This is a genomic window from Citrobacter sp. Cf116, assembly GCF_030336505.1.
GTDB lineage: Bacteria > Pseudomonadota > Gammaproteobacteria > Enterobacterales > Enterobacteriaceae > Citrobacter > Citrobacter freundii.
This window is the reverse complement of record NZ_JAOWEQ010000001.1, coordinates 1-26,122: the sequence shown is the minus strand read 5'-3', so window position 1 is coordinate 26,122 and position 26,122 is coordinate 1. Positions and strand designations below refer to the sequence as shown.

Genomic DNA, 26,122 nt, shown 5'->3' with positions numbered 1-26,122 from the left:
CGCAGAGGAAAGAGAAATGTTGCTGGTGACCGATCTGGATGGAACGTTACTGACATCACAGAAAACAATCAGCCCGCGCACGCGTCAGGCGCTGGTTGAGTTCCGCCAGCGTGGCGGTCTGCTGGCAGCCTGTTCCGCCAGGCCGGTCTCCTCTATGGTGCGCCTGTTACAACAGCAACAGGTAGATAAATTGTTTGCCTGGTGCGCCGGTTTTAATGGCGGGCAAATTCTGGAGATGACGTCGCAGCATATGATTCATACTGCGACACTCTCTTGCATGGCTCTCCGGGAGATTGACCAATCTCTTTCCTGCTACCCCCATCATTTTTTTAGCGCCGATGCTATTTATCATCGTGATGACCGACTCGTGGCACCATGGACGACTTATGAGGCCAACTTATTTGAGCTACCCTTTATTTCGGCAGCGCCTGAATATATTTTTAATCAGCATGACATTTATAAGATCACATTAGTGGCAGAACAATCAAAAGTAAATGCATTATGTACGGCAATGAATAATGAATTACCCTATGGTTATATGGCGACAATCACCGGAGGGAATTATATTGACATCCAACGTACTGAAATAAACAAAGGCTATGCTATAAACATGTTAAGGCAACAGCTAAATATAGCGACCGAACAGGTTACGGCGATTGGCGATCAGCAGAACGATATCAGTATGTTTACCGCTGCGAACATCGGTATCGCCATGGGCAATGCGCCTGATGCAGTAAAACAACACGCCAGCTATGTAACGGCCTCTAATGATGATGAAGGTATTGTCTGTGCACTGGAGTGGTTGCGTTGCTTTGCGCATCCAGTTACCATGCGCCAAAGCACGACATTGGCGGAAAATAATGAACCCGATTAAAAGAAGAAAACATATTCTTGATGAATTAAATAAGTTCGGTGAAGTCACAGTCATCAAATTATCGGAAACGCTAAAAGTTACATCAGAGACCATTCGCCGTGACCTCTCGATACTGGAGTCCGAAGGACAAATTACCAAAATCCATGGCGGGGCTGTCAAAAAACAGGTCGTTCAGGAAGATGAGTTCGGCGCGCGGATTGATATACACCGTGATGAAAAAATGGCAATTGGTAAAATTGCCGCCACGATGGTTAGCGAACGCGATACGCTGTTTATTGACTCCTGTACGACTAACTTAATTCTTGCTGAACTATTACCCCCACTCGCTTATTCTGTTATTACCAACTCAGCGTTAATTGCGGATAAAATTAAAGAGCATAATCTTCAGGCCCGCGTTTACGTCTTAGGCGGTGAATATGACTACCATTTTCGCGCCAATCTCGGTGTCTCGGTTTGTCAGCAAATTAACGCCATTCACGCCGATATCTGCTTTATTGGCGCAGGTGGAATTTCGCCTCAGCATGGAGTGCTGGTAAAAAGTTTTGATGAGGCGTACGTGGCGAAGTCCATGATTGCCATGAGCAAAAAAGCGGTAATTCTCGCCGACCATACCAAATTTGGTCAGGATGGGGTGATGTGTATCGCCACGTTAAAAGAAATCGATAGCATCATCACGGATAAAGGATTCAAAACAACGGGTTATACCCAGCAGGACTTTGGCGGAAAATTGCGTATTGCCTATTGAGCGCTATCAGCCTGGCCAGGATTACCGTACACTGAGGATATCGGCTAACAGAGGGCACCCGTATGGCACTCCCCCGCATTACCCAAAAAGAGATGACCGAGCGCGAACAGCGTGAACTGAAAACGCTGCTTGACCGCGCGCGCATTGCACATGGTCGCCTGCTGACCAACGCTGAAACAAACAGCATCAAGAAAGAGTACATCGATAAACTGATGGCCTTGCGCGAAGCAGAAGCTAAAAAAGCCCGCCAATTGAAGAAAAAGCAGGCTTATAAACCGGATTCAGAGGCGTCATTTTCCTGGTCGGCGAATACACCAACGCGCGGCAGACGTTAACGTCCTTTCTTCTTACGCCCCGGTGAGATAAAACGCTTGCCGTTTGCCGCCGGGCGCGATTTCTCTTTCTCCGCCGATTTTTCAATTTTCACTACCGGGCGCTTGATGCCTGCTGTGGCGGCTTTTGGCTTCGCTTTCGCCTTCGGTTTAGCTTCTGAGGATGAATTCTCAATCAGCTTGAACAGATCGATCAGTTCGTCATCCGTCAGGTCACGCCATTCACCCAGTGGCAAGCCGGACAAACTCACGTTCATGATGCGTGTGCGCTCAAGCTTGGTAACTTCATAGCCAAAGTGTTCGCACATACGACGGATCTGACGGTTCAGCCCCTGAATCAGCGTGATGCGAAACACAAACGGCGCTTCTTTCTTCACCTTACATTTCTTGGTGACGGTACCGAGGATTGGCACACCAGCCCCCATACCACGGATAAAGTCATCAGTGACCGGCTTATCTACCGTCACCAGATACTCTTTTTCGTGATCGTTACCGGCACGCAGGATTTTATTCACCAGGTCGCCGTGGTTGGTCAGAAAGATTAGCCCCTGGGAATCTTTATCCAGACGGCCAATAGGGAACACGCGCTTACTGTGATTCACGAAATCAACAATGTTGTCGCGTTCGCTGTCTTCGGTGGTGCTGACAATTCCTACCGGCTTGTTCAGCGCGATAAAAACCAGATCTTCCGCTTCACGCGGCTCAATCAACCGACCATTCACTTTTACGACGTCGCCAGGCATCACCTGATCGCCGATGGTGGCGCGTTTACCATTCAGGAAGACATTCCCTTGTTCGATAAAGCGATCCGCCTCGCGACGCGAGCAGATTCCGCTTTCACTGATGTATTTATTTAATCGGATGGATGAGTCGGGCAGCATAATTTCTCCTGTATACACTTCATCCTTCAAGCCGTCTCTGCGTTGGCTGCCCTCACTCACCCTGGTCACATAGTTATCTATGCTCCCAGGAATTCGTTCCCTTGCCGCCTTGATACAACTTGAATGCTTTTGTGTATTAAAAGCGAAATATACCCTACCTTGCGGACGATAAAAAATAATCGTGTTCGACTGCCCACGCACTATTTGTGATCCGTCACACCTTTTGACACAAAAGTGTCAGCGATCCATCCCTGCAATTTTGTTGGGTGAAAACAAGCAGAATCAATACATTAGAGAGACAAGCACATCTGTGCCGACAGCACGCCATCACCACATCAAATGTGCAACACAATCGGTCATTACAGGGCACTGAAATAAGTGAAAATAGCTTTGAGATGGAGAACAGTTGGGGTTATATCAGATCAAGAAGACAATTTCGTGATTTGCACAAATGTGCAGGAGTCCAAAAATGGCGACGGAAAACAGCGATGATATCCGCCTAATCGTAAAGATAGCGCAGCTGTATTACGAACAGGATATGACACAAGCGCAAATCGCCCGCGAGCTGGGTATTTACCGCACCACGATCAGTCGTTTGCTAAAACGTGGACGCGAGCAGGGTATCGTCACCATCGCCATTAATTACGACTACAACGAAAATCTGTGGCTGGAACAGCAGCTAAAACAGAAATTTGGCCTGAAAGAAGCGGTGGTGGTTTCCTGCGACAGTGAACAGGAAGACGAACAACTCGCAATGATGGGTGTGCACGGCGCACAGTTGCTGGAACGCTTACTGGAACCTGGGGACATTATCGGGTTCTCATGGGGCCGCGCGGTACGGGGACTGGTGGAAGGGTTATCCCCTGCCAGCCAGTCGCGCCAGCTGATCTGCGTGCCGATTATCGGCGGACCGTCCGGCAAGCTTGAAAGCCGCTACCACGTCAATACGCTAACCTACGGCGCTGCGGCAAAGCTTAAAGGGGAATCACACCTGGCAGATTTCCCGGCACTGCTGGAAAACCCGCTGATCCGTAACGGGATCATGCAGTCACGACATTTTAAATCGATTTCCGCTTATTGGGATAATCTGGACATCGCGCTGGTCGGGATTGGATCTCCGGCAATACGTGATGGCGCCAACTGGCACGCTTTTTACGGCAGTGAAGAGAGTGATGACCTGCATGCTCGCCGGGTCGCCGGAGACATTTGCTCACGCTTTTACGATATCAACGGTGTAACCGTAGAAACCAATATGAGTGAAAAGACGCTCTCCATCGAAACCAATAAATTAAAACAGACGCGTTACTCCATTGGCATTGCAATGGGTGAAGAAAAATACAGTGGGATATTAGGCGCATTACGTGGGAATTATATTAACTGTTTAGTCACCAACAGCCATACCGCTGAATTATTGTTGAAGTAAATAAATTCTAATTGGTCCTGCCATAATTAATTTTATGTGGGATCCCCTTATCTGAAATCGGGAGTTAATTATGCAAACGTGGTTAAACTTGCAGGGCAAAGTCATTATTGTTACCGGTGGTGCATCCGGTATTGGGCTGGCGATTGTTGAAGAGTTATTAGCGCAGGGCGCTAATGTGCAAATGGCGGATATTCACGGTGGTGACGGTAAATATGAAGGCCATAATGGATATCATTTCTGGCCGACAGATATTTCCAGCGCCAAAGAAGTTAATCATACCGTTACCGAAATTATCCACCGCTATGGGCGTATCGATGGTTTGGTGAATAACGCAGGCGTTAATTTTCCGCGGCTACTGGTCGATGAAAAAGCACCCGCCGGGCAATATGAACTCAACGAAGCCGCTTTTGAAAAAATGGTGAATATCAACCAAAAAGGTGTGTTCTTAATGTCGCAAGCAGCGGCACGCCAAATGGTAAAACAGCGTAACGGCGTGATTGTGAATGTCTCTTCAGAAAGCGGGCTGGAAGGTTCAGAGGGCCAAAGTTGCTATGCCGCCACCAAAGCCGCATTGAATAGCTTTACCCGTTCCTGGTCGAAAGAGTTGGGCAAACACGGCATTCGTGTGGTGGGCATTGCACCTGGCATTCTGGAAAAAACCGGACTGCGGACCCCCGAATATGAAGAAGCGCTGGCCTGGACTCGCAACATCACTGTCGAACAGCTGCGCGAGGGTTACACCAAGAACGCGATCCCAATTGGTCGCTCAGGGCGCTTAAGCGAAGTCGCTGATTTTGTTTGTTATCTTTTGTCTGAGCGCGCCAGTTACATAACCGGAGTAACCACTAACATTGCTGGCGGAAAAACGCGCGGCTAAGGAGGTTTTATGGTCAATGCAATCTTCTGTGCTCACGGCAAACTGGCCTGCGCCATGCTGGAATCGGTACAGATGGTCTACGGTGATGCCAACGTTGAAGCCGTGGCATTTGTCCCCGGAGAGAACGCCAGCGACATCGTGGAAAAGCTGAAAAAGTTAGTAAGTATTCACACTGGCGATGAATGGCTGATTGCCGTCGATTTGCAGTGTGGCAGTCCCTGGAATGCTGCCGCGACGCTGGCAATGCACAATCCGGCGATACGGGTCATTAGCGGGTTATCACTGCCGTTGGCGCTGGAGCTGGTAGACAACCAAAGCAGCATGAATGTGGATGAACTGTGCGAACACCTGACGACCATTACTCAACAAACCTGTGTCGTCTGGAAACATCTGGAAACGGCCGAAGAGGATTTCTGATGAACATTACCCTTGCTCGTATTGATGACCGCCTGATCCACGGTCAGGTCACCACCGTCTGGTCGAAGGTGGCAAATGCCCAACGGATTATTATCTGTAATGACGACGTTTATAACGATGAAGTACGTCGTACATTATTACGTCAGGCCGCCCCGCCGGGAATGAAAGTGAACGTTGTTAATATCGAAAAGGCGGTCGCAGTTTACCATAATCCGCAATACCAGAACGAAACCGTTTTTTATCTATTTACCCGCCCGCAGGATGCATTAGCAATGGTAAAACAAGGGGTAAAAATCACCACATTAAATATTGGCGGCATGGCCTGGCGACCAGGTAAAAAACAATTAACCAAAGCCGTTTCTTTAGATAACGACGATATTCATGCGTTTCGTGAGTTAGATAAACTGGGTGTCACGCTGGATTTACGCGTCGTCGCATCCGATCCATCTATTAATATTCTCGAAAAAATAGAAGAACAATCGTTCGCTGAATAAATAAAAATGCCTGTGTACTTATGCTTTAACAGGCAGGGATGATCACATTCACAAGGTGACATATTATGGAAATAAGTACCCTACAAATTATCGCCATATTTCTATTTTCCTGTATTGCCGGAATGGGTAGCGTGCTGGATGAGTTCCAGACCCACCGTCCGCTAATTGCTTGTACCGTTATCGGCCTGATCCTCGGTGATTTAAAAACCGGGATTATGCTCGGCGGCACGCTGGAGTTAATCGCTCTGGGTTGGATGAACGTCGGCGCAGCGCAGTCTCCCGATTCGGCGCTCGCCAGTATTATCTCTGCCATTCTGGTTATCGTCGGTCAGCAAAGCATTGCTACCGGTATCGCCATCGCCCTGCCGGTGGCGGCGGCAGGTCAGGTACTGACGGTATTCGCCCGTACCATCACCGTGGTGTTCCAGCACGCGGCGGATAAAGCCGCCGAAGACGCCCGCTTTCGTACCATCGACATGCTGCACGTTTCCGCTCTCGGTGTACAGGCGCTGCGCGTTGCCATTCCTGCATTAATCGTCTCGCTGTTTGTCAGCGCCGATATGGTCAGCAATATGCTCAATGCCATTCCGGAATTCGTCACCCGCGGATTGCAGATTGCCGGTGGCTTTATCGTGGTGGTCGGCTACGCCATGGTGCTGCGCATGATGGGGGTGAAGTACCTGATGCCCTTCTTCTTCCTCGGGTTTATCGCTGGGGGTTATCTCGATTTGAGCCTGCTGGCTTTCGGTGGGGTTGGCGTGATTATCGCGCTGGTCTACATCCAGTTGAACCCACAGTGGCGTAAAGCCGAACCGCAGGCGCAACCCGCCTCTTCTCAAGCTATCGATCAGCTTGATGACTAATGGAGCCAGCCATGGAACAGAAAAAACTGACCAAATCCGACCTGTTTAGCATGTTCGTTCGCTCCAACCTGCAACAGGCGTCATTCAACTTTGAACGCATTCATGGGTTGGGCTTTTGCTACGACATGATCCCTGCCATCAAGCGCCTGTATCCGCTGAAAGAAGACCAGGTTGCAGCACTCAAACGGCACCTGGTGTTCTTCAATACCACACCTGCCGTTTGCGGCCCGGTGATTGGCGTGACCGCCGCGATGGAAGAAGCTCGCGCCAACGGTGCGGAAATTGACGACGGTGCCATCAACGGTATCAAAGTTGGGCTGATGGGTCCGCTGGCCGGCGTCGGCGATCCGCTGGTATGGGGAACGCTGCGCCCGATTACCGCCGCGCTCGGCGCATCGCTGGCGCTGTCCGGCAACATTCTCGGCCCACTATTGTTCTTCTTTATTTTCAATGCAGTACGTCTGGCAATGAAGTGGTACGGCTTACAGCTTGGCTTTCGTAAAGGGGTCAACATCGTCAGCGACATGGGCGGCAACCTGCTACAGAAACTGACCGAAGGCGCATCGATTCTCGGCCTGTTTGTGATGGGAGTATTGGTCACCAAATGGACCAGCATCAACGTGCCGCTGGTGGTATCGCAAACGCCTGGCGCAGACGGCACCACCGTCACCATGACCGTGCAGAACATTCTCGACCAACTCTGCCCCGGCCTGCTGGCGTTGGGTCTGACGCTGCTGATGGTGCGTCTGCTCAACAAGAAAATTAATCCGGTATGGCTAATCTTCGCCCTGTTTGCGCTGGGAATTATCGGTAACGCACTGGGCTTCCTGTCCTGATTTTTTCGCTCCGGCAATGCCGGGGCAACTTCAACAAATGTCCTCGAAAGAGGAAGAGGTGGTAACAATGCAAACAACAACAGCTTTACGCCTTTATGGTAAACGCGATCTGCGCCTGGAAACCTTCGACCTTCCTGAAATGCAGGATGACGAAATTCTGGCCTCAGTCGTAACCGACAGCCTGTGCCTTTCTTCCTGGAAAGAGGCTAACCAGGGCGAGAACCACAAAAAGGTGCCGGACGATGTGGCCACCAACCCGATCATCATCGGTCATGAGTTTTGCGGCGACATTATTGCCGTAGGCAAAAAATGGCAGCATAAGTTTCAGCCCGGCCAGCGCTATGTCATTCAGGCTAACCTGCAACTGCCGGATCGCCCGGACTGTCCCGGCTACTCCTTCCCGTGGGTGGGCGGTGAAGCCACGCACGTCATCATTCCTGATGAAGTCATGGAGCAGGACTGCCTGTTGGCCTACGAAGGTGAAACCTATTTTGAAGGTTCGCTGGTTGAGCCGCTATCCTGCGTGATTGGCGCATTCAACGCCAACTATCACCTGCAGGAAGGCTCTTATAACCATAAGATGGGCATTCGTCCGCAGGGACATACACTGATACTCGGCGGCACCGGTCCGATGGGACTACTGGCGATCGACTATGCACTGCATGGCCCGGTTAACCCGGCGCTGCTGGTGGTAACCGACACCAATAACGACAAGTTGAGCTACGCCCGCAAGCACTATCCATCAGAACCACAAACGTTGATCCATTATCTCCACGCCCAGGATGCGAGTTATGACACCTTGATGGCGCTGAGCGGCGGGCACGGGTTTGATGACATCTTTGTGTTTGTGCCCAACGAACAGCTGGTTACGCTGGCCTCTTCCCTGCTGGCTGCCGATGGTTGCATGAACTTCTTTGCTGGTCCGCAGGATAAGCAGTTTAGCGCGCCGATTAACTTCTACGACGTACACTACGCCTTCACCCATTATGTTGGGACGTCTGGCGGCAATACCGACGACATGCGCGCGGCGGTAAAACTGATCGAAGAGAAGAAAGTTCAGGCGGCAAAAGTGGTGACGCACATTCTGGGGTTAAATGCGGCAGGTGAAACAACGCTGGAACTGCCAAAAATCGGCGGCGGGAAAAAACTGGTTTACACCGGCAAAGCCTTACCATTAACCGCGCTCACTCAGATTGATGATCCAGCCTTGCGCGATATCCTGGAGCGTCATCAGGGGGTCTGGTCGCAGGAAGCCGAACAGTACATATTGTCTCACGCCGAGGAAATTTAACATGATTAACCGCGACACCCAGTTGTGCATGTCGCTTGCCGGTCGCCCTGGCAACTTTGGCACTCGCTTTCACAACTATCTGTATGAAAAATTAGGGTTAAATTTTATCTACAAAGCCTTTACCACGCAGGATATTGAGGCCGCAGTGAAAGGCGTTCGCGCGCTGGGTATCCGCGGTTGCGCGGTCTCAATGCCGTTTAAAGAGAGCTGCATGCCGTTTCTGGATGCCATCGCTCCTTCCGCAAGCGTCATTGATTCCGTCAACACCATCGTCAATGACAACGGTACGCTGACAGGATTTAACACCGACTATATCGCGGTAAAAAGCCTGATTGCCAGCCACCAGCTCGATAGCAGCGCACGCGTGATGATTCGCGGCAGCGGCGGCATGGGCAAAGCGGTGATTGCCGCCTTTCGCGATGCGGGGTTTACGGATGTAATCATTGCCGCACGTAATCGAGAGAGCGGCACTACGCTGGCAAAACAGTACGGTTTCCAGTGGCAGCCGCAGCCGGATGGAATTGCCTGCGATATTCTGGTCAACGTGACGCCCGTCGGCATGGCGGGCGGGAAAGAGTGTGATGAACTGGCCTACAGCGAAGCGATGGTTGCGACCGCCAGCATAGTGTTTGACGTGGTCGCTCTGCCGCCGGAAACGCCGGTGATTAAGCTGGCACAGCAGTTGGGTAAAAAGACCATCAGCGGCGCAGAGGTGATTGCCTTACAGGCCGTAGAGCAATTCGCCATGTACACCGACGTGCGCCCGGATGACGCGCTGATTGCCGAAGCAGCAGAATTTGCGCGGGCGGGGTAAAGGAGCAGGAACAGAGCGCCGGGGATGGGCGCTCTTTTTTAAGTTCTACGCAACAGCAAGCAGCGTCTGATCGGCTTTCGCTTCCAACCGCGCCAGCGCGGGAATCAACTGGCTGATGTTTACCAGACTGTGTCCTAACTGGCATACGCTCTCATGGGAAAAATGTCCCTGACTTTCACCTGACATAGTCAGCAGGCTTTCGCCCATAAAATTCAGCGTCTGGTACAACCCTGCCAGCACCTCTTCACAGCCAAACGATAGCGCCAGATTTTCTTCGGTGGTGAGATGGCGACAATCAAGATGGCGAAACGCCTCGGCGAGTGGAGAATAAAACAGATCGGCTTGCGGTATGAGAGAAGAAGACGCAAAACAGGCGATGCAACGTACATTGCAAAAGCGTTGGGCGTGGTGGCACGCGCTAAAGGAATGGCGAACATCGCGGCAGAAACGGGATTATCTCGCGAACAACTCTACCGCTCGTTTAGTGAGAAAGGAAACCCGACGCTGAAAACCACGCTGGCGGTGATGAAGGCGCTCGGTATTGGATTGACAGTTAAGGTTTGAAATTGGATATCAGCCAAATTTCACTTTCAGCTTTCCTGACATATTGCCCTCTTTCCCAACAACAATCTCTACATCACGACCCAGTCTCACCAGGCATTCGAGCATCTTTACTTCACTGATACCGCGAAACTGGCCGCGTAGCAGATTGGAAAGTTTAGGCTGTGTCATTCCCAGTAACTGCGCGGCCTGCTGCTGCGTTAACCCTTTGCGTTGCAAAATCTCACCAATCACCATTGCCAGCTGCGCTTTCAACTGCATCTGTTCTGCGTCATACGCACCTAAATCGGCGTAAACATTACCGCTACTGGTTTCGACATCATGTGACATATCCACTCTCCTGCGCATGGCGCTGTGCAGCCTTGAGCCGCTGATAAATCAGGTCAATTTCAGGTTTCGGGGTTACTTTCCCGGAAACGGACTTCTTCTGAAAAACATGGAGAACATAAACCGCATTTTTCAACTGGATGGTGTAAACCGCCCGCCAGGCGTTGCCGTGATAATCCTCAACGACTTCCAGAACCCCCGCTCCACCAAATCCTTTTAATGGTTTAGTCTGTGAATGCTGTTTACCCTGCTGCGCAAGCCAAAGAGCAAACCCAAACGTATCCCGAACGTGTTCTGGCATTGCAATCAGGTCTTTTCTGGCCTGCCCAACCCAGTAAAGTGGTTTCGTCATCCTCCCCCCTTAATTATATCCATTTAGGTATAAAATGCCATTGCCCACCAGAAGAATAAATCAACAATCTCCCTTTCAGCCGAAATAAAACGCCAGTCTGCGAGGCGCTTTCCAGAACCTCACTTCCAACATCGTGAGCCATATCAGTAAGGCGTCAGGCTGATAGTGGTAGCATTAGCGCGGTTTGTAATTTTCTGATTACATGGAGAAATGATGGAACTGCTTTTATTGAGTAACTCGACGCTGCCGGGCAAAGGCTGGATGGAACATGCGCTGCCGCTGATCGCAGAGCAACTGAATGGTCGCCGTACGGCAGTGTTTATTCCGTTCGCCGGCGTGACGCAAACCTGGGATGAGTACACGGCGAAAACGGCAGCCATCTTTGCGCCAATGGGCGTTAACGTTACCGGTATTCATACCGTTGCCGATCCAATTGCAGCCATTGAAAACGCCGAGCTGGTGATTGTCGGCGGCGGGAATACCTTCCAGTTGCTGAAAGAGAGTCGTGAGCGCGGGTTGCTGGCGCCGATCGTGGATGTCGTCAAACGCGGTGCGCTGTACATCGGCTGGAGCGCGGGTTCCAACCTTGCCTGCCAGACCATCCGCACCACCAACGACATGCCGATTGTCGATCCCAAAGGCTTTGATGCGCTGGGTCTGTTCCCGCTGCAGATTAACCCACATTTCACCAACGCGCTGCCGGAAGGCCACAAAGGCGAAACGCGTGAACAGCGTATCCGCGAACTGCTGGTTGTGGCACCGGAGCTGACGGTGATTGGCTTGCCGGAAGGTAACTGGATCAAGGTGAGTAACGGTAAGTCCGTGCTCGGCGGCCCGAACACCACGTATATCTTTAAAGCGGGTGAAGAGGCGGTTGCTGTTGAAGCAGGCCACTGCTTTTAGTTGATTTGTTGTCTGATGCCGGATGGCGGCATAAATGCCTTATCCGGCCTACCGCTTCACCTCACTCAATAATCATCCCGCTCATCGTCTTCATCCGGCTGTTCCAGCACGCTGTAGGCCACGGAGCAAAACAGCGAGTTCAGACGCTGCATATCGCCCAACAGCGCCAGGTGCAGGGAACTGGTCTCGATGCTTTGCACGTTCTGCTGATGCAGACGGTCAACGTGCGCGTGCGAATAACGACGGTTGAGAATACGGAAACGGTGCTTGCTGCGGCGTAGACGACGGGCACTGGTCACATCGCCCGAGAAGAACACCGACATCGCCAGCTGCAGATTGCTGAGCAGCTGATCGTAAAGTGCATCCAGCTCTTTCAGCCCTTCTACCGAGAATGCCCGACGGGCGGCCAGCGACTTATCGGCAATCTCGCTGCCCATACGTTCAACGATATCGGAAGCCTGTTCGAGGTTGAGCGACATTTCGATAATCTCCGCCCAACGGCGTGATTCCTCTTCCGCCAGTTCATCCTTTGGCATCCGCGCCAGATAGAGCTTAATCGCCGTGTACAGCACGTTGATGTCATCCGCCATCCTGCGCAACTCTTTCTCTTCGCGCGGCTCGCCGTGCATCACCTTCTTCAACCCGTCCATCATCTGCTCCATTGCGTCGCCAATACGCAGCGCTTCACGAGCGGCATTAGCCAGAGCGAGCGTCGGCGTATCCAGCGCACTGACGTCCAGATGTTTGGGCTTCAGATGTGCATCCAGCTCCGGCTCATCGCGGATGATGCGCTTACAAAAACGCGCCATCGGTTCGGCGAACGGCACCATCGCCACGCAGCGCACCAGGTTGTAGAAGACGTGGAAGTAGATAACCAGTTCAGATTTCGGCAGTGGCAGTTCATCCATCAGATTGGCCAGCGGATGAACAAACGGCAGGATAATCAGGCTGCCCACCAGCTTAAACAGCAGGCTGCCGAGCGCCACACGACGGGCAGCAGCATTCGCAGCACTGTTGTTGAGCATCGCCAACAGACCAGAGCCGAGGTTGGCGCCAATCACCAGACACAACGCTACCGGGAACGAGATAATGCCCGCCGCGGTCAGCGTTGCCGTCAGCAGTACCGCCGCCAGGCTGGAGTAACTGATAATCGCAAACATGGCGCCAATCAGCGCATCCAGCATGATATCGCCGGTAAGTGAGGCGAAAATAACCTGTACGCCATTAGCCTGAGTGATCGGCGTTACTGCCTGCACAATCAGCTCCAGCGCCAGTAAAATCAGCCCCAGTCCAATACCGACCCGCCCCAGTTGCCCCACGCGGGACTGCTTACGGCCGAGAAAGAAGATCACGCCGATAAAAATCAGCAGTGGCGACAGCCAGGAGAGATCGAAGGTCAGGATACGCGCCATCAGCGCGGTCCCCACATCGGCACCGAGCACAATCACCAGCGCAGGAGTCAGCGCCACGAGATCTTGTGCAACAAACGAGGTCACCAGCATGGTGGTGGCGTTGCTGCTTTGCACCAGCGCAGTCACGCCGATACCCGCACAAAAGGCGAGCGGCTTCTTTTCAACGCTACGGCTGAGCACGGTACGCAAGCGGGCGCCGAAGACGCGCATCACGCCGGTACGCACAATATGCGTACCCCAAACCAGCATCGCGACGGCAGAAAGCAGGTGTAACAGAGTTAACACGGAATCAAGTACTCCTTATCGTTATATGTTCCTGGGCTCGGCGCAGATAGCGTGCCTGATGGCGCTGCGCTTATCAGGCCTACAGAATGTCCCTTGTAGGCCGGATAAGGCGTTTACGCCGCCAGCCGGCAAATAGCGCTCGCGAACCTTCTTTCAGTATAAGGGTTTAAACGTAATAAAGAGACAGGGCACTCATTGAGCGCCCTGTTTGTTGTAAAGAAAGATGACAGTTTTGTGAATCAGTCGGCGTCGTAGCCGAGGTTCGGCGCTAACCAGCGTTCCACTTCTGCCACGCTCATCCCTTTACGGAAGGCATAATCTTCAACCTGATCGCGCTGGATTTGCGCCACAGCGTAGTACTTGCTGTCCGGATGACTGAAATACCAGCCGGAAACCGACGCACCTGGCCACATGGCGAAGGATTCGGTGAGCTTCATCCCGGTATGCGCCTCCACGTCCAGCAGTTCCCAAATGGTGGCTTTTTCGGTGTGTTCCGGACACGCCGGATAGCCCGGTGCCGGGCGAATCCCCTGGTAGTTTTCGCGGATCAGCTCCTCGTTACTGAGATTCTCATTCGCCGCATAGCCCCAGTAGACTTTACGCACGCGCTCATGCAGATATTCTGCAAACGCTTCCGCCAGACGGTCAGCGATCGCTTTCACCATGATCTTGTTGTAGTCGTCATGTTGCGCTTCAAAAGCATCTGCCAGCGCGTCTTCTTCCAAACCACCAGTGACCGCAAAAGCACCGATGTAATCCGCTTTACCGCTCAGTTTCGGCGCAACAAAGTCAGACAAGCAGTAGTTGGCGAAACCGACTTTTTCCGTCTGCTGGCGCAGGTGATGACTCACGTTGATGACGTGCGTACGCGTCTCGTCACGGTAAATCTCGATGTCGTCACCCACGCGGTTGGCCGGGAATAAACCCACCACGCCACGCGGATTCAGCGTCTTCTCAGCGCTGAGTTTATCCAGCATGTCGTTGGCATCTTTGAACAGGCGCTTCGCCTCTTCGCCCACTACTTCATCTTCGAGGATTCGCGGATATTTCCCGGCCAACGACCAGGTCATAAAGAACGGCGTCCAGTCGATGTAGTTGCGCAGGGTTTCGATGCTGGCTTCCACTTCCTGTACGCCAAGACGGTGCGCCACCGGCGGGGTGTAGTTTTCCCAGTCAAAGGCCAGATCGTTGTCGCGGGCAGCCTGTAACGTTACGGGCGGAGTACGCGGTTTCTTACGCGCATGCTGGATACGCACGGTTTCATACTCTTTACGCGTACGGGCGACAAAGTCATCACGCTGGGTGTCAGAGAGCAGCGCAGCGACGACGCCAACGGTACGCGAGGCGTTCTGCACGTACACCGTCGGGCCGCTGTAGTTCTGCTCAATTTTCACCGCGGTGTGCGCTTTCGAGGTGGTGGCGCCGCCAATCAGCAGCGGAATAGTGAAGCCCTGACGCTCCATCTCTTTCGCCACGTTGACCATTTCGTCCAGCGATGGGGTAATCAGCCCGGAAAGGCCAATCAGATCGGCATTCACTTCACGCGCCGTTCTGAGGATTTTCTCCGCGGGCACCATCACGCCAAGATCGACGATTTCGTAGTTGTTACATTGCAGCACCACGCCGACGATATTTTTACCGATATCGTGCACGTCGCCCTTCACGGTTGCGATGACCATTTTGCCGTTGCTGGAACCTTTCTCTTTGCTGGCCTCAATGTACGGTTCAAGGTATGCCACCGCCTGCTTCATCACGCGGGCGGATTTCACCACCTGCGGCAGGAACATTTTGCCCTCGCCGAACAGGTCGCCAACCACGTTCATGCCGTCCATCAGCGGTCCTTCAATAACCTCGATCGGGCGCGCGGCCTGCTGGCGAGCTTCTTCGGTATCCAGCTCAATAAACTCGGTTATGCCTTTCACCAGCGAGTATTCGAGGCGCTTTTTCACGTCCCAACTGCGCCACTCCGCCATCTGGGCATTCGCCGTGTCGTCGGTTTTACTGCCGCGATACTTCTCAGCAAGCTCCAGCAGTCGTTCGGTGCCATCGTCACGGCGGTTGAGGATCACATTTTCAACGGCATCGCGCAGCTCGGCGGGCAGGTCGTCGTAAATTGCCAGTTGTCCGGCGTTGACGATCCCCATGTCCATACCGTTGCGAATGGCGTAGTAGAGGAATACTGCGTGAATGGCTTCACGTACTGGGTCGTTGCCACGGAACGAGAATGAAACGTTAGAAACGCCGCCGGAGATCAGCGCGTGCGGCAGTTCGCGTTTGATGTCTTCACAGGCCCCGATAAAGTCCTGCGCGTAGTTGTTGTGTTCATCAATCCCGGTCGCGACGGCAAAGATGTTCGGGTCAAAGATAATATCTTCCGGCGGGAAGCCCACCTCTTCGGTAAGAATCTTGTACGCCCGACGGCAGATCTCAATTTTGCGCGCGCGGGTGTCGGCCTGGCCCTGCTCGTCAAAGGCCATCACCACCACTGCAGCACCGTAGCGACGCAGCAGCTTCGCGTGATGGATAAAGGTCTCAACCCCCTCTTTCATCGAGATGGAGTTAACGATGCCTTTACCCTGAATGCACTTCAGCCCTTTTTCGATTACTTCCCATTTCGAGGAGTCGATCATAATCGGCACGCGGGCGATATCCGGTTCACCGGCAATCAGGTTGAGGAAACGAACCATCGCCGCTTCGGCGTCGAGCATCCCCTCATCCATGTTGATATCGATGATCTGCGCGCCGCTTTCCACCTGCTGACGGGCGACATCCAGCGCTTCGCTGTATTTCTCTTCTTTGATCAGGCGTTTAAACTTCGCCGAACCGGTAACGTTGGTACGCTCGCCGACGTTCACAAACAGGCTGTCGTCGCCGATGTTCAGCGGCTCAAGGCCGGAAAGGCGGCAGGCAACCGGGATTTCCGGCAAGCGGCGTGGCGGCAGTCCGTCCACTGCGCGACTCATGGCGGCGATGTGTTCCGGCGTGGTGCCGCAGCAGCCGCCAACAATATTCAGGAAGCCCGCCTCGGCCCATTCGCGGATTTGCGCCGCCATGGTGTCGGCATCGAGATCGTACTCACCAAAGGCGTTCGGCAGACCGGCGTTCGGGTGTGCGGTAACGTAGCATTCGGCAATACGCGACAGTTCCTGCACGTACTGGCGCAGTTCGTCCGGGCCTAAGGCACAGTTCAGACCAAAAGTCAGCGCATCGGCGTGGCGCAGGGAGTTGTAGAATGCTTCGGTGGTCTGGCCGGAGAGCGTACGCCCGGAAGCGTCGGTGATGGTGCCGGAGAGCATAATCGGCAGCTCAACGCCCAGCGCTTCGAATTCAGTTTTAACCGCGAAAATAGCGGCTTTGGCGTTGAGGGTATCGAAAACGGTTTCAATCAGGATCAGGTCACTGCCGCCTTCCACCAGCGCTTTGGTGGATTCGCGGTAGGCGGCCACCAGCTGATCAAAGGTAATATTGCGGTAAGCCGGGTCGTTGACGTCGGGCGAGATAGACGCCGTACGGTTGGTTGGGCCAAGCACGCCCGCGACGTAGCGCGGTTTGTTCGGCGTGCGTGCCGTCCATTCATCTGCCGCCGCGCGCGCCAGTTTGGCTGCCGCAAAGTTGATTTCCGCCGACAGGGATTCCATCTGGTAATCCGCCATGGCGATAGTCGTGGAGTTAAAGGTGTTGGTTTCGATGATGTCCGCGCCCGCCTCGAAGTAGGCGTTGTGAATCGCGGCGATCACCTCCGGTTTGCTGAGCACCAACAGGTCGTTGTTGCCTTTCAGATCGCACGGCCATTCGGCAAAGCGTTCGCCGCGGAAATCCTCTTCGCTCAGACGATATCCCTGGATCATGGTGCCCATACCGCCGTCCAGCACCAGAATACGTTCATTTAACTGCTGACGTAATTGTTCTACTTTGCTGCTCACACTCGCTCCCGACAACGCTCAACCAGACCGAAAAAACTCAACAGGTCATACTGGCACAAACCTGAGAGGCGGAAAAGAGAACAACGGCTAACATGAGACATGTTCAGCTTCACTCATCCGATCAGTACAGGAATTCTTGCATTATAATTGAATAAAACGAAAATGATTTCCACGATACAGAAAAGGAGTCTGCCATGGTTGCCCCCGTTCCCGCGAAACGCGGTAGAAAACCCGCCGCTACTACTGCGCCCGCAACCGGGCAGGTTCAGTCCCTGACGCGCGGCCTGAAGCTACTGGAGTGGATTGCGGAATCCAACGGCAGCGTGGCGCTGACCGAGCTGGCGCAGCAGGCCGGCCTGCCAAACTCCACGACTCACCGATTATTGACCACCATGCAGCAGCAGGGATTTGTTCGCCAGGTCGGTGAATTAGGGCATTGGGCCGTGGGCGCACATGCGTTTATCGTCGGCAGCAGCTTTTTGCAAAGTCGTAATCTGCTGGCGATTGTGCATCCGATCCTGCGCAAGCTGATGGAAGACTCCGGTGAGACGGTCAACCTCGCCGTGCTGGATCAAAGCGATCATCAGGCCATTATTATCGACCAGGTGCAGTGCACCCAACTGATGCGCATGTCCGCGCCTATCGGCGGCAAACTGCCGATGCACGCCTCCGGGGCGGGCAAAGCGTTTTTATCCCAACTGAGCGAAGAACAGGTGACAGGGTTGCTGCACCGCAAAGGACTACACGCTTATACCCACGCCACGCTGGTGTCGCCAGTGCATCTGAAAGAGGATTTGGCCCAGACGCGCAAGCGCGGCTATTCCTTTGATGATGAGGAACATGCGCTGGGTCTGCGCTGCGTGGCGTCGTGCATTTATGACGAGCACCGCGAGCCGTTCGCCGCGATTTCCATCTCCGGACCCATTTCGCGTATTACCGACGATCGCGTGACCGAGTTCGGCGCCATGGCGATCAAAGCGGCGAAAGAAGTGACGCTGGCGTACGGCGGATTTCGTTAAGCCGCTTTCTGCGCCACGCTCTCACAGGTAGTTTTGAGGATCTTGTTTTTCGTGCAGCACCGCCAGCACGATTATGCCTGTGGGTGCTTCACGGTAATAGATAATGTGGCTTTCTACAGGGAAACTACGTACGTCAGGAAAAAGATCGCCACTGCGATCACGGCCAGGAGAAGGATGTTTATCAAGCACATCCACCATCACCGTGCGCAGCACGGAAGCATAGGCTTCTGCGACTTCTTCTCCCCAGCGACGCGCAGAATAAACGCGGATTGCGCGAACATGTTCTTTGGCTTTTGTCGTAAACCTGACACTCATCCCTTCGCCTTACCTCTGCCTTCCATATTATTTATCAGATGTCAGCGGGCCAAAAACATCATCAATACTGTGCAGCTCACCGTTATCAGCCTGAGTGATAGATTCCGTCAACACAGCCTTTAGTCTCTGGAGTTTTAGCTGCTTAAACTGGTCATATTCCTCGGGGGAAATCACCACGGCCACACGCTTGCCATGTTTGCTTATTTCCACCGGTTCACGCTGAACTTTCATCAGTAAATCACCGAACTGGTTTTTCGCTTGTTGTGCGGGCATGACCTGCATATCCCCTCCTTCCGACCAAAATGGCTTGAATGTCCAATATGGACATAATAGACAGAAGAGGCCAATATCGCCAACGAAATTGTTGGATGGGTTTAGCTCAAGCCTCCGGTCACAGTACAGTCATTGGTGAGCTATCACCAGCGTTGGGATCTGTTGTTGGAAAGCTGCTCGCAAAAGCCGCAAACCGTACGCTAAACCGCTGCCGACGTCGGTAAGCGTAAACATCTTCCACATGCCCGTTTTTAATCCGCGTTTGCAGACCACGCCAGTAGTCGGCGCTGAACAACTCAGCGTGCATCTCTTCAAATAGCGGCCCGATACGCGGGTCGGCACATAGCCAGTGGCGAAACTCTTCCGGGAAGACATCTCCAGGCGATACGCTGTACCACGGCTCAGCGCTCATCTCATCTTCCGGGTAGCGTGGCGGCGGGATATGACGGAAATTAACCTCCGTCATGTAGCAGATTTCATCGTAGTCGTAGAACACCACGCGCCCGTGACGGGTGACGCCGAAGTTCTTAAACAGCATATCGCCGGGGAAAATATTGGCGGCGGCCAGCTGACGAATCGCGTTGCCGTACTCTTCAATTGCATCGCGCAGTTGTTGACCTTCGACCTGCTCCAGCCAGATATTCAGCGGCACCATCCGTCGTTCGATATACAGATGGCGAATGACAATCTGATCGCCAAGATCGGTAATTTTTTCCGGGGCTTCCTGCAATAACAGCGCCATCAGCGCCGGATCGATTTGCCGTTTATCCAGCACAAAATTCTCGAACTCCTGGGTGTCAGCCATCCGCCCCACACGATCGTGCTCTTTGACCAGTTGATAACAGGCGCGGACGTGGGCGGCAGACATCTCTTTTTGCGGCGCAAATTTGTCTTTAATGATTTTAAACACCCGGTCAAAGCCCGGCAGGGTAAACACCAGCATCACCATACCGCGGATCCCCGGCGCTTCAATAAACTGCTCATCACAGTTGACCAGGTAGAGCAGATACTCCCGATAACTTTCCGTTTTTGCATGCTTCTGACAGCCAATCGCCATATACAATTCAGCGGTGGTTTTACCGGGCAGGATCTCGCGCAACCACTCCACCAGTGCCGCGGGCAGCGGGGCATACACCATAAAGTAGGAGCGGGCGAAGCCAAACACAATGCTCGCCTCCGCCGTCGTGGTCAGGCAGGTATCGACAAACAATTCGCCTTCTTCTGTCCGGTGGATTGGCAGTAAAAACGGCAGCGTTCCAGAAGGGGTAATCAGCTTACCGACCAGCCAGGCGGCCTTGTTACGATAAAACAGTTCATTCGCTACCTGTAAATGGCAGCCTGGCAATACATCCGTTCCCAGGGTTTCGGTCAGGTGTTCGATGATGTAGTGGATATCACGATGTTTATTCTGCCATGGAAGACGTAGGGGAAGATCGCTAAGGACGCGAGTTAGCAGCCACTCCCAGCCGGTATCAGGAAAAAAGTCTTTCGCCAACGGGCGTGGGATCGTGCGGAAACGACGCTCTGGCTGAGAACTGAAAATAAACAGCCGCTCGGGAGTCAGCGAGCGGTGGTCAAATAACCGACAGTAAACGGAGTTAAAAAAGCTCTCCGCAATCTCGAAGCGCGGGTAATCCGGCAGTAGCCGGGTGTAATGCTCTTTCACGCGAAGTAAAAAATCCGCGTCGGTACTTTTGCCGTCTGTAATGCAGCGCAACTGCTCCACCACCAGACCTACGTGATGATCGTAAAGGTGAATACGGCTTTTCATCGCCTGCTGAACCGCATGCCAGTCGGCATGTTCAAAACGCTGCTGCGCGCCGGAGGTGACTTCCAGAAAACGCCCGTACTGGGCGTCGAAACCTTGCAAAATCGTCTGAGCAATCAGTAATTCCAGGCCACGCGTCATCGACTTCTCCCATCCGGCACAACGTCATGCCGGATGGCGCGTTCGCTTATCCGGCCTACATCCCTTCGTAGGCCCGGTAAGCACAGCGCCACCGGGCATTAATCAAAACTGCGATTCTTCGGTCGAGCCGGTCAGCGCGGTCACCGAGGAAGCGCCGCCCTGAATGATAGTAGTTACTTTGTCGAAGTAGCCTGTACCCACTTCCTGCTGATGGGACACGAAGGTGTAACCGTCTTTAGCCGCCGCAAATTCTGGCTGCTGAACCTTCTCAACATAGTGGCGCATGCCTTCACCCTGCGCATAGGAGTGTGCGAGGTCGAACATGTTGAACCACATGCTGTGGATGCCCGCCAGGGTAATGAACTGGTATTTGTAACCCATATCCGACAGTTGCTGCTGGAAGCTGGCAATAGTTTTGTCGTCCAGGTTTTTCTGCCAGTTAAATGACGGCGAACAGTTGTAGGCCAGCAGTTTGCCGGGGAATTTCGCGTGAATCGCATCGGCAAAGCGCTTCGCCAGTTCGAGATCCGGCGTGGAGGTTTCACACCACACCAGATCCGCATAAGGTGCATAGGCCAGACCACGGCTGATCGCCTGCTCAATACCCGCATGCGTACGGTAGAACCCTTCGCTGGTACGTTCGCCGGTGATGAACTCGCTGTCGTATGGGTCGCAGTCAGACGTTATCAGATCGGCTGCGTCAGCATCAGTACGCGCAATAACCAGCGTCGGAACACCCATGACGTCGGCTGCCAGACGGGCGGCCACCAGTTTCTGGATAGCTTCCTGAGTCGGCACCAGAACTTTGCCGCCCATGTGACCACATTTTTTTACCGATGCGAGCTGATCTTCGAAGTGAACGGCCGCTGCACCAGCCTCAATCATCGATTTCATCAGTTCAAACGCGTTCAGTACGCCGCCAAAACCCGCTTCCGCATCGGCAACGATCGGCAGGAAGTAATCCACATAGCGCGGATCGTTCGGTTCAATACCGGTTGACCATTGGATCTGATCGGCGCGACGGAATGTGTTGTTGATCCGATCCACCACTGCCGGGACGGAGTTCGCCGGATACAGCGATTGGTCCGGGTACATGCTGGATGCCAGGTTGGCATCTGCCGCCACCTGCCAGCCTGAAAGGTAGACCGCTTCAATACCGGCTTTCGCCTGCTGCAGCGCCTGACCGCCAGTCAGCGCGCCGAGGCTGTTGATATAACCTTTCTTCGATTCGCCGTGCAGCAGACGCCACATTTTCGCCGCGCCAAGCTGAGCCAGCGTGCATTCCGGGTTGACCGAGCCACGTAATTTCACCACTTCCTCCGCGCTATATGGACGGGTGATGCCTTCCCAGCGCGGTTGAGTCCATTCTTTCTGTAATTCTTCGATTTGTTGAGTACGGGTTTTCATGTGCAGATGCTCCATATTGTTATGTGGTGGATTACGCCAGCAGGCGGTAGCCTGGCAGGGTCAAGAAATCGATCAATTCATCAGAGGTAGTGATTTGCTCCATCAGGCGCGCGGCATCGTCAAAACGTCCGCTGCTGTAGCGGTGTTCGCCCAGCTCGTCCTGAATCACCAGCATCTCTTCGGCCAGCATCTGACGGAACAGCGGTTTGGTAACCGGCTTGCCGTTGCTGAGCGTCTTCTGGTGGTGGATCCACTGCCAGATGGAGGTACGGGAGATTTCGGCAGTGGCCGCATCTTCCATCAGACCGTAAATCGGTACGCAGCCGTTACCGGAGATCCACGCTTCGATGTACTGCACCGCAACACGAATGTTGGCGCGCATGCCTTCTTCAGTACGCTCACCTTCACAAGGCGCCAGCAGTTGTTCTGCAGTAATCGGCGCATCTTCTTCACGGGTCACGAACAGCTGATTTTTGTTTTCACCGAGCACGTCGTTGAACACCGCCATTGCGGTATCTGCCAGTCCCGGATGGGCAATCCATGTGCCGTCATGACCGTTATTGGCTTCCAGCGCTTTGTCCGCTTTTACCTTGGTCAGAACCTGGTTGTTACGTTCCGCATCTTTGCTGGGAATGAACGCTGCCATGCCGCCCATCGCGAATGCGCCACGTTTATGACAGGTTTTAATCAGCAGACGCGAATAGGCGCTGAGGAATGGCTTATCCATCGTCACCACCTGACGGTCCGGCAGCACGCGATCCGGATGGTTCTTCAGCGTTTTGATATAGCTGAAAATGTAGTCCCAGCGACCGCAGTTCAGACCGACAATATGGTCACGCAGGGCGTGCAGAATTTCGTCCATCTGGAAGACGGCCGGCAGCGTTTCAATCAGCAGAGTCGCTTTGATGGTGCCGCGCGGCAGATTAAAGCGATCTTCTGCATAGCTGAACACTTCGCTCCACCATGCTGCTTCTTGCCAGGCCTGCGTTTTTGGCAGGTAGAAGTAAGGGCCGCTGCCTTTTGCCAGCAACGTTTTGTAGTTGTGGAAGAAATAGAGGGCAAAATCGAACAGGCTGCCCGGGATGGATTCGCCACGCCAGGTGACGTGTTTTTCCGGCAGATGCAGACCACGAACGCGGCATACCAACAGAGCCGGATTAGGTTTGAGCTGGTAAATTTTACCCGCTTCATTGGTATAGCTAATGGTGCCATTGACCGCATCGCGCAGGTTTATCTGCCCGTCGATAACTTTGCTCCACTCAGGAGCCAGCGAATCTTCAAAATCAGCCATAAAGACTTTGACGTTCGCGTTGAGCGCGTTGATAACCATCTTGCGCTCAACGGGTCCGGTTATCTCTACGCGGCGATCCAGTAAATCATCAGGAATACCGCGAATCTTCCAGTCACCCTCACGAATGGAAGCTGTTTCCGAAATAAAATCAGGCAACTTACCGTCATCAATATCCTGCTGCTGCTGAATACGTGCAGCCAGAAGTTTATTGCGTTTTGGCGTAAATCTTGTCACCAGTTCAGTCAGAAACTCTACTGCTTCAGCGGTCAGAATTTGTTGCTCCTGTTCGCCACGCGCCCTGGTGAAGACCAGTTCATCGGTTGTCGTTGCCTGTTGATTCATTGCGTAGTTCCTCGTCATTGATCCAAACACATCCCCAATGCGAACGAAGGATCGTTGTGCGCTTTTCGTTCAGCACAACTAAGACTACTCATTTAAATTTCAAAATCAAAAACAATTTCCATTTTTAATTTAATTATCAATTAACCTATTGATAACAATATAAATAAAATTTAATTACACCGTGAGGTGCGTTTCGGAAATAAAAAAGGCACCCGAAGGTGCCTGATTCAATATGCTGAAACGCTTAAGGATCGTCTGCTACAGAAGATTAATCCAGCGTTGGATTCATGTGACGCAGATCATATGGCGTGATCTGGTAGACGTAATAGTTGAGCCAGTTGGTAAACAACAGATTACCGTGGCTACGCCAGGTTGCCCGCGGTTTGTTTTGCGGGTCATCTTTCGGGAAGTAGTTATAGGGCACTTCCGGCGTTAGGCCCGCTTCGACGTCACGAAAATACTCACTGCCGAGCGTATGGGCATCATATTCCGGATGGCCCGTCACAAAGGCAATTCGTTTATCTTTGCTGGCAAAGAGGTAGGCATCTCCCTCTTCGGTTTCAGCAAAAATCTCGAGATCGGTGTAGTCGCGAATAATCGCAGCAGGAAAATCGGCATAGCGCGAATGCGGAGCCAGGAACGCATCATCGAATCCACGCGTCAGTAGCGCATGAGGATGCAGAATATGGTGCTCATAGACGCCTGAGAGTTTGTCCGTACGGGTTTGCTTAGGAATTCCGTACAGGATATTCAGCGCGGCCTGCACCGCCCAACAAACAAATAGCGTTGAGGTAACGTGATCTTTCGCCCATTCAAGCACTTGTTGAATCTGCGGCCAGTAAGCCACGTCATTAAATTCAACCAGACCCAACGGCGCGCCGGTCACGATCAGTCCGTCAAAGTTCTGCTCGCAGATATCCTCGAAATTACAGTAAAAGTTATTCAGATGCTCCGTAGGGGTGTTACGTGACTCGCGAGCATCGATGCGCAATAGCTGAACATCTACCTGTAGCGGTGAGTTAGACAGTAAGCGCAGGAACTGGTTTTCCGTTTCAATCTTCTTGGGCATCAGGTTGAGGATGAGCACCTTCAGTGGTCGAATTTCCTGACCGGAAGCGCGGGATGTCGTCATCACAAAGACGTTTTCCTCACGCAAGAAATTGACGGCGGGTAGCTCGTCCTGCACGCGAATTGGCATAACCTGATAACCTCACTACATACGTTTAAACGTTTAGACATCCAGATAGCTGAAGATACCCAGGAATCATGCGAATGTCGAGCCTGCATCCTCAAGTTGAGAAAGTTTCACGGCCCTTGCTGTAGAATAGTGCAGTAAAGATAAAAGGAGAATGCTATGCCCTTTACCATTCGTCGTTCGCGTAAGGACGAAGGTGATAAGCTCATATCTATTTGGTGTCGTTCTGTCGATGCGACGCACCGTTTCCTCTCTGCGGAGTATCGGATTGAGCTGGAAGAGCTGGTAAGTTCATTTTTACCAGAAGCTCTGCTATGGGTTGCAGTGACAGAACAAGATGAGCCTGTCGCCTTTATGCTTCTGAGCGATCAGCATATGGATGCGTTGTTTGTCGATCCGGATGTGCGTGGTAGTGGCGTTGGTAAACTGCTAATTGAACATGCTTTATCAATGAGTTCAACGCTGACAACCAACGTTAATGAACAGAATGAGCAGGCAGTTGGATTCTATAAGAAGATGGGATTTACTGTGACGGGACGTACAGAGGTGGACGATCTCGGACGAGCATACCCGTTACTCAACCTCGTACACGGGTAGCCGTACTTATTGCCTGATGCGCTGCACTTATCAGGCCTGCACAATACGTTCAGCCCGGCGGTTTTACCCCGCACACACGCAAAGAAGCCCATCCGTCAGGATGGGCTTCTTCACTTTATTTGATGCCTGCCAGTTTATGGCGGGCGTCCTGCCCGCCACCCTCC

General features: G+C 52.9%; 27 protein-coding genes. 15 read left to right on the top strand and 12 right to left on the bottom strand.

What is annotated here, in order from left to right:
• The first annotated feature begins 16 nt into the window (after window positions 1-16).
• The 3 genes from OGV74_RS00135 (at window position 17) to OGV74_RS00125 (ending at window position 1,954) form a co-directional block, all read left to right on the top strand.
• Window positions 17-874: a Cof-type HAD-IIB family hydrolase gene (locus OGV74_RS00135; protein WP_044702271.1), complete on the top strand. Its 858-nt coding sequence runs from the start codon at window positions 17-19 to the stop codon at window positions 872-874.
• A complete protein-coding gene (locus OGV74_RS00130; protein WP_005132777.1) occupies window positions 861-1,619 on the top strand; it encodes a DeoR/GlpR family DNA-binding transcription regulator in 759 nt (252 codons plus the stop codon). The genes OGV74_RS00135 and OGV74_RS00130 overlap by 14 nt, the downstream gene beginning before the upstream one ends.
• Before the next feature lie 62 nt (window positions 1,620-1,681).
• The gene (locus OGV74_RS00125; RefSeq protein ID WP_003031655.1) at window positions 1,682-1,954 is read left to right on the top strand and encodes a YjbD family protein; all 273 of its coding nucleotides are present in this window, start codon (window positions 1,682-1,684) and stop codon (window positions 1,952-1,954) included.
• Here the strand turns inward: OGV74_RS00125 and rluF are convergent.
• Entirely contained in the window at window positions 1,951-2,832 is an 882-nt protein-coding gene (rluF, locus tag OGV74_RS00120) for a 23S rRNA pseudouridine(2604) synthase RluF (RefSeq protein WP_003031653.1), read from the bottom strand. The two genes, OGV74_RS00125 and rluF, sit on opposite strands and share 4 nt — an antisense overlap.
• Window positions 2,833-3,301: 469 nt before the next feature.
• On the opposite strand from rluF, the gene OGV74_RS00115 reads away from it, so the two are divergent.
• The 8 genes from OGV74_RS00115 (at window position 3,302) to OGV74_RS00080 (ending at window position 9,847) form a co-directional block, all read left to right on the top strand.
• Complete coding sequence (locus OGV74_RS00115; RefSeq protein ID WP_071696333.1) at window positions 3,302-4,255, top strand: sugar-binding transcriptional regulator; 954 nt, start codon at window positions 3,302-3,304, stop codon at window positions 4,253-4,255.
• Between the two features lie 70 nt (window positions 4,256-4,325).
• A complete protein-coding gene (locus OGV74_RS00110) occupies window positions 4,326-5,132 on the top strand; it encodes an SDR family oxidoreductase (RefSeq protein WP_003031649.1) in 807 nt (268 codons plus the stop codon).
• Between the two features lie 9 nt (window positions 5,133-5,141).
• Window positions 5,142-5,549 carry a mannose/fructose/sorbose PTS transporter subunit IIA gene (locus OGV74_RS00105; RefSeq protein WP_086504759.1) on the top strand — a complete coding sequence of 136 codons (408 nt, stop codon included), beginning with the start codon at window positions 5,142-5,144 and terminating at the stop codon, window positions 5,547-5,549.
• Window positions 5,549-6,043, top strand: coding sequence for a PTS sugar transporter subunit IIB (locus OGV74_RS00100; protein ID WP_003031646.1), 495 nt, complete (start codon window positions 5,549-5,551; stop codon window positions 6,041-6,043). The genes OGV74_RS00105 and OGV74_RS00100 overlap by 1 nt, the downstream gene beginning before the upstream one ends.
• Before the next feature lie 65 nt (window positions 6,044-6,108).
• Complete coding sequence (locus OGV74_RS00095; protein ID WP_003841402.1) at window positions 6,109-6,906, top strand: PTS mannose/fructose/sorbose transporter subunit IIC; 798 nt, start codon at window positions 6,109-6,111, stop codon at window positions 6,904-6,906.
• An 11-nt stretch (window positions 6,907-6,917) separates the two neighbouring features.
• Window positions 6,918-7,742 carry a PTS system mannose/fructose/sorbose family transporter subunit IID gene (locus OGV74_RS00090; RefSeq protein WP_003031641.1) on the top strand — a complete coding sequence of 275 codons (825 nt, stop codon included), beginning with the start codon at window positions 6,918-6,920 and terminating at the stop codon, window positions 7,740-7,742.
• Between the two features lie 67 nt (window positions 7,743-7,809).
• Window positions 7,810-9,033, top strand: a complete 1,224-nt coding sequence (gene sorE / locus OGV74_RS00085) for an L-sorbose 1-phosphate reductase (RefSeq protein WP_086504758.1) — start codon at window positions 7,810-7,812, stop codon at window positions 9,031-9,033.
• A gap of 1 nt (window position 9,034) precedes the next feature.
• Window positions 9,035-9,847, top strand: coding sequence for a shikimate 5-dehydrogenase (locus OGV74_RS00080; protein WP_086504757.1), 813 nt, complete (start codon window positions 9,035-9,037; stop codon window positions 9,845-9,847).
• A 45-nt stretch (window positions 9,848-9,892) separates the two neighbouring features.
• Here the strand turns inward: OGV74_RS00080 and OGV74_RS00075 are convergent, their stop codons facing one another.
• The gene (locus OGV74_RS00075; RefSeq protein WP_234400788.1) at window positions 9,893-10,075 is read right to left on the bottom strand and encodes a hypothetical protein; all 183 of its coding nucleotides are present in this window, start codon (window positions 10,073-10,075) and stop codon (window positions 9,893-9,895) included.
• Between the two features lie 57 nt (window positions 10,076-10,132).
• Here OGV74_RS00075 and OGV74_RS00070 point away from each other — a divergent pair, with 57 nt between their 5' ends.
• Window positions 10,133-10,411 carry an addiction module antidote protein gene (locus OGV74_RS00070; protein ID WP_008324306.1) on the top strand — a complete coding sequence of 93 codons (279 nt, stop codon included), beginning with the start codon at window positions 10,133-10,135 and terminating at the stop codon, window positions 10,409-10,411.
• A 9-nt stretch (window positions 10,412-10,420) separates the two neighbouring features.
• Here the strand turns inward: OGV74_RS00070 and OGV74_RS00065 are convergent, their stop codons facing one another.
• A complete protein-coding gene (locus tag OGV74_RS00065; RefSeq protein ID WP_086504756.1) occupies window positions 10,421-10,738 on the bottom strand; it encodes a helix-turn-helix domain-containing protein in 318 nt (105 codons plus the stop codon).
• The gene (locus OGV74_RS00060; protein ID WP_286520071.1) at window positions 10,728-11,087 is read right to left on the bottom strand and encodes a type II toxin-antitoxin system RelE/ParE family toxin; all 360 of its coding nucleotides are present in this window, start codon (window positions 11,085-11,087) and stop codon (window positions 10,728-10,730) included. Before OGV74_RS00060 ends, OGV74_RS00065 begins: the two co-directional genes overlap by 11 nt.
• A 213-nt stretch (window positions 11,088-11,300) precedes the next feature.
• Between OGV74_RS00060 and pepE the strand changes: the two genes are divergently transcribed.
• On the top strand, window positions 11,301-11,990 hold the full coding sequence (pepE, locus tag OGV74_RS00055; RefSeq protein ID WP_003841421.1) for a dipeptidase PepE: 690 nt from the start codon (window positions 11,301-11,303) through the stop codon (window positions 11,988-11,990).
• Window positions 11,991-12,055: 65 nt separating this feature from the next.
• Here pepE and OGV74_RS00050 read toward each other — a convergent pair whose 3' ends face one another.
• Complete coding sequence (locus OGV74_RS00050) at window positions 12,056-13,687, bottom strand: Na/Pi cotransporter family protein (RefSeq protein WP_003031618.1); 1,632 nt, start codon at window positions 13,685-13,687, stop codon at window positions 12,056-12,058.
• Window positions 13,688-13,926: 239 nt separating this feature from the next.
• Window positions 13,927-17,610, bottom strand: coding sequence for a methionine synthase (metH, locus tag OGV74_RS00045; protein WP_286520068.1), 3,684 nt, complete (start codon window positions 17,608-17,610; stop codon window positions 13,927-13,929).
• Window positions 17,611-17,804: 194 nt separating this feature from the next.
• Between metH and iclR the strand changes: the two genes are divergently transcribed.
• Entirely contained in the window at window positions 17,805-18,629 is an 825-nt protein-coding gene (gene iclR / locus OGV74_RS00040; RefSeq protein ID WP_003844677.1) for a glyoxylate bypass operon transcriptional repressor IclR, read from the top strand.
• A gap of 21 nt (window positions 18,630-18,650) precedes the next feature.
• Here iclR and OGV74_RS00035 read toward each other — a convergent pair whose 3' ends face one another.
• From OGV74_RS00035 to metA, 6 genes are all read right to left on the bottom strand, one after another.
• Window positions 18,651-18,944: a type II toxin-antitoxin system RelE/ParE family toxin gene (locus OGV74_RS00035; protein ID WP_032948290.1), complete on the bottom strand. Its 294-nt coding sequence runs from the start codon at window positions 18,942-18,944 to the stop codon at window positions 18,651-18,653.
• A gap of 27 nt (window positions 18,945-18,971) precedes the next feature.
• Window positions 18,972-19,226 carry a type II toxin-antitoxin system Phd/YefM family antitoxin gene (locus OGV74_RS00030; protein ID WP_016149383.1) on the bottom strand — a complete coding sequence of 85 codons (255 nt, stop codon included), beginning with the start codon at window positions 19,224-19,226 and terminating at the stop codon, window positions 18,972-18,974.
• A 109-nt stretch (window positions 19,227-19,335) separates the two neighbouring features.
• A complete protein-coding gene (aceK, locus tag OGV74_RS00025) occupies window positions 19,336-21,126 on the bottom strand; it encodes a bifunctional isocitrate dehydrogenase kinase/phosphatase (protein WP_086504755.1) in 1,791 nt (596 codons plus the stop codon).
• Window positions 21,127-21,228: 102 nt separating this feature from the next.
• Window positions 21,229-22,533 carry an isocitrate lyase gene (aceA, locus tag OGV74_RS00020; protein ID WP_003031609.1) on the bottom strand — a complete coding sequence of 435 codons (1,305 nt, stop codon included), beginning with the start codon at window positions 22,531-22,533 and terminating at the stop codon, window positions 21,229-21,231.
• Between the two features lie 31 nt (window positions 22,534-22,564).
• On the bottom strand, window positions 22,565-24,166 hold the full coding sequence (gene aceB, locus OGV74_RS00015) for a malate synthase A (RefSeq protein ID WP_086504754.1): 1,602 nt from the start codon (window positions 24,164-24,166) through the stop codon (window positions 22,565-22,567).
• Between the two features lie 268 nt (window positions 24,167-24,434).
• A complete protein-coding gene (gene metA / locus OGV74_RS00010; protein WP_086504753.1) occupies window positions 24,435-25,364 on the bottom strand; it encodes a homoserine O-acetyltransferase MetA in 930 nt (309 codons plus the stop codon).
• A 156-nt stretch (window positions 25,365-25,520) separates the two neighbouring features.
• Between metA and OGV74_RS00005 the strand changes: the two genes are divergently transcribed.
• Window positions 25,521-25,958 carry an acetyltransferase gene (locus tag OGV74_RS00005; RefSeq protein WP_086504752.1) on the top strand — a complete coding sequence of 146 codons (438 nt, stop codon included), beginning with the start codon at window positions 25,521-25,523 and terminating at the stop codon, window positions 25,956-25,958.
• Window positions 25,959-26,122: the final 164 nt, after the last annotated feature.